Here is a 6,040-nt window from a genome sequence, read left to right as displayed (position 1 = left end):
AGGCCAAGGCGCGCTGACGCACGTCCACCGACAGCCACACCGTCACTCCACACCCACGCCGTTCTTTGGCCATGCCCGCTACCGCCTTTCACTCACCAACTCACGCTACAGATCAAGGAAACACCATGGATCAGAACCCATTTGATGAGCTGGTGTCCAACATTGAGACCGAGTTCAATCAAGCCCTCGTCGAGAAGCGCGGAAGCATCACGCTCATGCTCGCCCGCATCGCCGGAACGATCTACACCGAGGCCATCGCACACGGCGTACCTCACGTCCTGGCACAGGAGATGGCCCAGGACTACTGGATCAAGGAGATGCACCCCGGAGCAGTCATCGTCACCGAAGGCGAGGACGATGCCGACCACTGAGTACGACCTTGACTGCTACCTCCACAACCGGCTCTCCAACTTCAGCACCGAAGAGCTTGAGGCCCTGGCCTCGCTCATCCACTGGGGCCTCAAGAGCCTCGAAGAGGACCGCACTCTGGCCTACGAGCTGGAGCAAGAGATCACCGAAGAACTCGACTCCCGAGAGGGCACAGCCATATGAACGCCCCGACTGGGACGACTACTTCCTCGGCATCACACAGGCGGTCGCAGCGCGCGGCGACTGCCGCCGAAGCCGCGTCGGCGCGGTCCTCGTCGGACCCGACCACCGCATACGAGCGACCGGCTACAACGGAACGCCTCCGGGAGGCCCGTCTTGCCTCCGTGGAGAGTGCCAACGGTGTGCGTCTGAAGTCCCGTCAGGAACGGGCTATGAGAACTGTCTTGAGACACACGCCGAGGCCAACGCTCTCCTACACGCGAGCTGGCAGGACTGCCAAGGGGCAACGCTCTTCATAACCCGCGCACCCTGCCGCGACTGCTCCAAGCTCATCCGCTCGGCCGGCATCCACCGCGTCGTGTGGCCCGACCACACCGACATCTGACACAGCACAACGAAGAGGCCCCCTCGGGCGAGGGGGCCTCTTCCTGTTCCAGGAGCACCACATGAACCGGGACACCGAAGTCCGCCCCTACGAAGACTGCATGGACGACTTCTGGCAGACCATCGCCGAAATGACGGTCAAGTACGCGGACCGGCTCAACAAGAGCTAAGCCACCGTGTCCACATCCTTCTGCGTCACCTCGGGCTTCGGCGGGGGCGCCACCCACATCGGGTACACCGTCGTCTTCGTCTCCGGATCACGACCACGGTGCACCCGTATCGTCCGCACCAGCTTCTTCAAGATCACACGCTGGTCGTCAGGATCAGCCACATCGAACACGTCCAACGCCGACGCCATAGCATCCGGCCCCGGCCGCGGAATGATCACCGGCTGGTCAGCAATCCGCTTCCGGATCAGAGCGCTCTCCTCACGGAGGGCGCTCTTCTGCGTTTCGTACTCCGCCTTCCTCCGGCGAGCAGCCTCCGGACTTATCAGCTCGTCCAGCACCGCATCCGTCAGCTTGTCCTCCTTGCGACGCAGCTCGGCAATCTCGTCGTCGATCACCTTGAGTCGGACCAGGTCCGCATTCGCCTCGAACGTCTTCGCCGCGTCGGCCTGAACCTGCTCGATCCGAGACGCCACACTCAGCGCCCCGCCCGCGTCACCTTCGCTCTGCTCCACGAGGTACTGCCGCGCCGCGCCCTGCGCGGTCTCCAGCGTCACGTACACGCCGTTGCCAGGGCAGTCCTTGAACTTCATGTGCCGAGTGCACCGGAACAGAACATCACGAGGATCGGGCTTGCCGTCCACCCACGGCTTCTGGACCTTCTTGGCCCGCAGCATCGAGTGCATGGAGCCACCACAGCCCGAGCAAGTGAGCACGCCGGAGACGGAGTACTTCGCCGAGTGATCATGATTCTTGTCGTCGTTGTCCCGGCCGCTGAGCCGGCGAGCAACGTACGCGTCCCACAGCCGCTCGCACTCAACCTCGTCGTCGATCACGGCCTTGTGCTTGCCCTTGTAGTACAGGTACGACGTGATGTCCCGGTGCGCGCTCTTGCGCTTCCGCTTGGTGGTCCCGTCGTCTCGGGTGATCACCGTGTACAGCTCTTCGGGGAGGGTGTACCGGACGAAGCCCAGGGCGAATCCGGTGTCGAGAATGGAGTACAGATCTCCTGCGTCGATCTCCCTGCCAGTCCAATTGACGATCTTGTGTTTCCGGAGCCAGAGCACCATGCTCCGGACCGACAGGCCCTCGGCGTAGTCCGAATACAGCTTCACGTAGATGGGGCAGTATTCGGTGATCGGATTGAGGATGCCTTCCTTGCACTTCGGGCACTTCTCGACCGGCTTGCCCTTCTCCGGGGGAGGGCAGGTGTCGCAGCGGTAGTACCCGAACTTTCCACGGGCAGCACTGCCGTGCGGGAGTCCCCGATTCTTGCGGCGCTCGATCGCCGACTTCCACATGTCCGACTTCTGGTTCGACTCCAGCTCCGCGATGTTGAGCATCTGAGCGATAGCGAACCGGCCAATGGTCGTCTTGCCGTCGAAGTCTTCGTGCGCAGCTCGGACCTCGATACCATAGGCAAGAAGATCATCAAGGTGCTGGAGGCTTTCGCGGAGGTTGCGGCCGAAGCGAGACCAGATCCAAAGGATCAGGACATCGAACTCCTTGTTCCGCGCCATCTCCTTGATCTCGGAGATCTTGCGATCTTCGAACTCACGGCCCGACTCGCCGAGGTCCATGATCGGCTCGATAACGACATCAATGTCATTCGCGTCCGCGAGCTTCTGTGCGGCGGTGATCTGTAGCTCGGGGCTGATCATGTCTGCGCGGGCGATGGAGACGCGGACGTAGATCACGCCGCGCTTCTTGCGGCGGAAGGTGGCCGGGATGCCGTCTTCCGCTGCTGGGCGCAGACGTATAGGTGCAGGTGCGGGGGACATGATGCTCACGCCTTTCAACAATACGTGTCGTGAACATCCGTCGATAAAGGGGGATAGATCGGGCCCTCTGGAGCCAGCCAGCCCTAGTGATGCACTCCCGGAGCGACGAAGGACGCGCCGAACATGGCGACCACGTGCTGTGCGCCGAGCCCGATCGTGCGCGGCCAGGAGAGCCGCTCGTCGGGGCGGACGACCGCGCCGGGAGCCGGCGTGCGCCCGTCGCCGTGCAGTTTCCAGCGCACGCCGAGGTCCATGAGAGATTCCGCCTTCTGTGGTGGCCGTGAGGTGGGTGGTGCCTGTGCGGCTCGGAATGATCGCTTCATGTTAATGCGACGTAAGTGCGAGTTCGTACCGAGCCGCCGCCCACCGGTCCGGGCCTACGAGGCGTGATCCGCCGCCTGCGCCGCGCCGGGGCCCGCCGCCCCCGTCCGCGTACGGTCGCCGCCGCGCAGCACCTTCGCGAACACCACGAGACCGGTCGCCAACACCGTCACCAGGCCGAACGACACGACGAGGCTGGTCGCGTCGGCGATCGTGCCGATCGCCGAGGGCGCGATCAGGCCCGAGGTGTACGTGATGGTGGCGACGCCCGCGATGGCCAGGCTCGGGTTCGGGCCGCTGCGCCCGGCCGCGGCGAAACAGAGCGGCACCACGACCGCGATGCCGAGGCCCACCAGGCCGAAACCGGCCATCGCGACACCCGGGTTCGGCGCGACCACCACGAGCAGCGCGCCGAGCGTCGCCACGACGCCGCTGACGCGCACGGTGCGCACCGCGCCGAACCGGTCCACCACCGCGTCGCCCGCGATCCGAGCCACCGCCATCGTGAGCGTGAACGCCGTGGTGCAGGCGGCGGCGAGCCCGGCCGACGTGCCGAGCACATCCCGCAGGTACACCGCCGACCAGTCCAGGCTCGCGCCCTCCGCGAACACCGCGCAGAAGCCGACCGCGCCGATCAGCACCGCCGACTTGGGCGGCAGCGCGAAGCGCGGCGGCGCCTCCTCGTCCTCCGTCGGGCGCAGATCGAGCACCCAGCGGCAGGCGACCAGGCCCGCCACGGTGAGCACGCACGCGGCGAGTGCGTGGTGCAGCCGAGCGTCCGAGCCCAGGTGCGCGGCGATGGTGCCGCCGAGCGAGCCGATCAGGGCGCCCACGCTCCACAGCCCGTGAAGGCCCGACATGATCGACTTGTCGAGCCGGGTCTCGACCTCGACGCCCAGCGCGTTCATGGCGACGTCCGACATGCCGGCGGTCGCCCCGTACACGAGCAGCGCGGCGCACAGCGTGAACACATTCGGCGCGAGCGAGGGCAGGATCAGGGCCAGCGTCCACAGCGCGAGCAGTCCGCGCAGCCCGGCGCGGGCGCCGAAGCGGTGGGTGACGCTGCCCGCCAGCGGCATCGAGAGCGAGGCGCCGATCGCGGGGAAGGCGAGCGCGAGGCCCAACTGCCCGGCGCTCACGCCCGCGTGCTCCTGGATCCAGGGCACCCGTGTCGCGAACGACCCCGTCACGGAGCCGTGGATGCAGAAGACGGTGGCGACGGCGTACCGCGCCCGCTTCAACTCCCCTGGTGCGTACGTCAGTTCCGGCATCCCGCGGGCCCTCCCCAAGTCTCCCTTTGCGTGCCGCCGTAAACTATCAGGAACCCTGCCTGATAATGCCAGTGATATCCGCGTAGGATCCCGCCATGCCCGCATCGCCGAGAACCGCCCGAGCCATCAACGACCGGCTCGCGCTGCGCCTCCTCCAGGAGGAAGGGCCGCTCACCGCGGGGCAGTTGAAGGAACGTACGGGCCTGTCCCGGCCCACCGTCGCCGACCTCGTCGAGCGGCTCGCCGCGGCGGAACTCATCACGGTCGTGGGGGAGGCGGGCGCCGAGCGGCGCGGCCCCAACGCCCGGCTCTACGGGATCGTCGCCGACCGGGCCCACCTCGCCGCGCTCGACGTACGCACCGAGGGTGTGCGGCTCGTCGTCGCGGACCTGGTGGGCACGGTGCTCGCGGAGGCGTCCGTGCCGGTCGAGCCGGATGACGGGTCAGGCGTCGCCGTCGAGCGTGCCGTGGAGCTGCTCGAACGTACGGCGAAGGAGGCCGGGGCCGAGCGGCTGCACACGGTGGGCGTGGGGGCGCCAGGGCTGATCGACCCGGCGACGGGCGAGCTGCGGGACTCCTCGGGGCTGCCGCGCTGGCACCGCCGACTCGTCGCCGCGCTCCAGGAGCGGTTGCCCGCGCGGGTGTTGGTGGAGAACGAGACGAACCTGGCCGCCGTGGCCGAGCGCAAGGACGGCGCCGCGCGCGACCGCGACACGTTCGCGCTCCTGTGGCTCGGGCTCGGTATCGGCGCGGCGGTCGTCCTCGACGGCAAGCTGCGCCGAGGCGCCTCCGGCGGCACGGGTGAGGTCGGCTTCCTGCCGGTGCCGGGGACGGGTGGCCTCCCGTCGGCCACGGGCTGCGAAGGCGGCTTCCACTCCCTCGCGGGATCGGCCGCGATCCTCGAACTGGCCGTCTCCCACGGGCTCGTGGGCCCGGGGGAGCCGGTCGAGCGGGCGGCGGACGTGGTGCGCGACGCCGATGCCCGCTTCCTCGACGCGCTGGCGGACCGGGTAGTGCTCGGTGCGGCGGCGGTGGTGGCCGTGCTCGACCCTGGCTGTGTCGTCCTCGCGGGTGAGATCGGCCGCGCGGGCGGCGCGGCGCTGGCGGAGCGCGTCGCGGTTCGCCTGGCCACGATGTCGCCCCTCCCGACGGAGGTGCGGGCGGGGGAGTTGGGTGGCGGGGCGGTCCTGCGGGGCGCGCTGCTGATGGCCCGGGAGGTGGCCCAGGAGGCCGTCTACCCCCGCGAGGCCACCCGGGGTTGAGCTTGGGGCTCTGCCCCATACCCCGCTGCTCAATCGCCGCAGGGGCTTGATGTGCGTACCTCCGCGGTGCTTGGAACGCGCACCCTCGCGGTGCTTGAAGTGCGTACCTCCGCGGTGCTTGAAATGCGCACCCTCGCGGTGCTTGGAATGCGCACTCTCTCGGCGCTTGTCATCAAGCCCCTGCGGCGATTGAGCAACTCATGCCCCCGCGACGGCTGAGCACATCAAGCCCCTCTGACTGGAAATCAGGCCCGAAAGGATCTGATAGAGTCGGACTCGCCGGAAAGCCGAAAGGCCGGAAAGCG

5 protein-coding genes and 2 pseudogenes are annotated in these 6,040 nt (G+C 67.8%); 4 read left to right on the top strand and 3 right to left on the bottom strand.

Annotated features, from left to right (window positions below; translation table 11 throughout):
- Positions 1–125 precede the first annotated feature (125 nt).
- From ABT004_RS35610 to ABT004_RS35600, 3 genes and pseudogenes are all read left to right on the top strand, one after another.
- On the top strand, positions 126–371 hold the full coding sequence (locus ABT004_RS35610; protein WP_351345731.1) for a hypothetical protein: 246 nt from the start codon (positions 126–128) through the stop codon (positions 369–371).
- Positions 358–552 carry a hypothetical protein gene (locus ABT004_RS35605; protein WP_351345737.1) on the top strand — a complete coding sequence of 65 codons (195 nt, stop codon included), beginning with the start codon at positions 358–360 and terminating at the stop codon, positions 550–552. Before ABT004_RS35610 ends, ABT004_RS35605 begins: the two co-directional genes overlap by 14 nt.
- Positions 553–571: 19 nt before the next feature.
- Positions 572–934, top strand: a pseudogene (locus tag ABT004_RS35600) (deoxycytidylate deaminase); the annotation flags it as partial.
- Between the two features lie 165 nt (positions 935–1,099).
- Here ABT004_RS35600 and ABT004_RS35595 read toward each other — a convergent pair.
- From ABT004_RS35595 to ABT004_RS35585, 3 genes and pseudogenes are all read right to left on the bottom strand, one after another.
- On the bottom strand, positions 1,100–2,881 hold the full coding sequence (locus tag ABT004_RS35595; RefSeq protein ID WP_351345734.1) for a recombinase family protein: 1,782 nt from the start codon (positions 2,879–2,881) through the stop codon (positions 1,100–1,102).
- Positions 2,882–2,979: 98 nt separating this feature from the next.
- Positions 2,980–3,135, bottom strand: a pseudogene (locus ABT004_RS35590) (nitrate reductase); the annotation flags it as partial.
- Positions 3,136–3,258: 123 nt separating this feature from the next.
- Positions 3,259–4,473 carry an MFS transporter gene (locus tag ABT004_RS35585; RefSeq protein WP_351345728.1) on the bottom strand — a complete coding sequence of 405 codons (1,215 nt, stop codon included), beginning with the start codon at positions 4,471–4,473 and terminating at the stop codon, positions 3,259–3,261.
- Between the two features lie 95 nt (positions 4,474–4,568).
- On the opposite strand from ABT004_RS35585, the gene ABT004_RS35580 reads away from it, so the two are divergent.
- On the top strand, positions 4,569–5,735 hold the full coding sequence (locus ABT004_RS35580) for an ROK family transcriptional regulator (protein ID WP_351345726.1): 1,167 nt from the start codon (positions 4,569–4,571) through the stop codon (positions 5,733–5,735).
- The last annotated feature ends 305 nt before the right edge of the window (positions 5,736–6,040 follow it).

This window comes from Streptomyces sp. NPDC002790 (assembly GCF_040295505.1).
Classification (GTDB): domain Bacteria; phylum Actinomycetota; class Actinomycetes; order Streptomycetales; family Streptomycetaceae; genus Streptomyces.
Note: the sequence above shows the minus strand (reverse complement) of the source record. Positions and strands in the feature narration are given on the sequence as shown.

What these genes read in the sequence shown, in the direction of transcription:
- ABT004_RS35605 (WP_351345737.1), top strand. Translation starts at nt 358, where the DNA reads ATGCCGACCACTGAGTACGACCTTGACTGCTACCTCCACAACCGGCTC.
- ABT004_RS35580 (WP_351345726.1), top strand. Translation starts at nt 4,569, where the DNA reads ATGCCCGCATCGCCGAGAACCGCCCGAGCCATCAACGACCGGCTCGCG.
- ABT004_RS35610 (WP_351345731.1), top strand. Translation starts at nt 126, where the DNA reads ATGGATCAGAACCCATTTGATGAGCTGGTGTCCAACATTGAGACCGAG.
- ABT004_RS35585 (WP_351345728.1), bottom strand. Translation starts at nt 4,473, where the DNA reads ATGCCGGAACTGACGTACGCACCAGGGGAGTTGAAGCGGGCGCGGTAC.
- ABT004_RS35595 (WP_351345734.1), bottom strand. Translation starts at nt 2,881, where the DNA reads ATGTCCCCCGCACCTGCACCTATACGTCTGCGCCCAGCAGCGGAAGAC.